Annotated in this window: 1 protein-coding gene; it reads right to left on the bottom strand. The window is 65.6% G+C overall.

Annotated features, from left to right (window positions below; translation table 11 throughout):
* Positions 1-155 precede the first annotated feature (155 nt).
* The coding region (locus tag Q7A36_RS39850) for a TnsD family Tn7-like transposition protein (protein ID WP_305109331.1) at positions 156-1,298 on the bottom strand (1,143 nt) is incomplete at its 5' end.

The raw sequence follows: 1,298 nt of genomic DNA, 5'->3' as shown, positions 1-1,298 counted from the left end.
CTCCTCGAGAAGAAACAGCAGGCTTCTTCGAATTCGTGCACAACGGCCGGCGCCTCGGCAAATCTCCTCTCGACGCCCTTGTCGCCGCTCTGGTCGTGTGATGCACCCCTTCACCCCGGATCCCACGAGAGCCACAAAGCCTTTCCAATCATGGGCTACGGTTTTGACAGGACAACGGTGGGTTTGGCAGGTACGCGCAGGATCTCTGGGCGTGTGCACTCCATGAGCTCCCTAATCACCGGCAGGTCGACCCCGGTCAGGCCGGCGGCTCGCATCACGCGCCAGGGCGGAATTGCGCCGTCGGATCGTCCGATCTCGAACACGGCCCTGCGTCGCTTGTAGGCCGCTGCACTCTCGACGGCGCCTTCGATGAAATTGATCGTTCGAGGCAGGCTGCGCGACCTTAGGCGGATCCAACCGGTCCGGCCTAGAGCCGCTCTCTCGATCGCCGCGTAGGTCAGCCTGGAGGGCGGCTCCAACTTCATCAGCACCGCCGCAGCGTGTTCGCATCTGCCGAGCGTCTCCGCGTCGCGCGTCGACCAGTTCTGGCGAAAAACGGGCATCCGCCTGGGTCCAGCGCCGGCAGCGCGAGACGTCGAGGGCGGGATCGCGGTCCTGCTCATCCGAGCGTCGACTCTTCCGCCAATACGCCACGTCACCGGCAGCCCAAGCCTTTTCGCCTCGGCCACCACCGTTTTAGGGTCGAGGCAGAGCGCTCGTCCCGCCGCTCGAAGCGAGACACCCTCGCCGACAAGTCGCCGCAGTTCGGGCTCAAGCAGCGCACCGTAGCGGTAAAAGCGAGGCTGCGTCTGACCGCCGTCGGCCGACAGACCGCGCGAATAAACGTAGCCGCACCTGCACGAAAAGCGGGCCACCACACGACCCTTGGTCGTGTAGGAAGTCAGGTCAATGACGACCGCTTCCCCGGTGTGGGATGCGAGTGGGTTAAGGCAAGGCCATGGTCCCGCGCCAAATGGGCCGACCGCCCTCGAAGCAACGTGTGGCTGCGCGTCAAGGAATGCGTCCATGAGCACGTGCAGCAGCGGATGCGTCCCGCGCCGCGCAGACCGGACGAGTCCCGGCATCCAACTCGTTAGCGCCTCTGGCGACGAAGTTGCCGGCAGACACGCGGCAGCCGGCGCGAAGAAGGCGGCGGCGCGCTCCAACATCGTCATCTGGTCCACGCGGCGCAGAGATCTCATGATTCCAGCACCGGCGAGCCTCGTGCGGCGCTCTTCGGCCGAACCTCCGCCGACGCCACTGCGCAGGACCTCCTCCTCCCTGCGGGCGATCATGAT

Origin of the sequence: Paracraurococcus lichenis, from assembly GCF_030657435.1 — a bacterium.
Classification (GTDB): Bacteria; Pseudomonadota; Alphaproteobacteria; order Acetobacterales; family Acetobacteraceae; genus Paracraurococcus; species Paracraurococcus lichenis.
The sequence above is the reverse complement of the archived record's forward strand: the minus strand, read 5'-3'. Positions and strand labels throughout refer to the sequence as shown.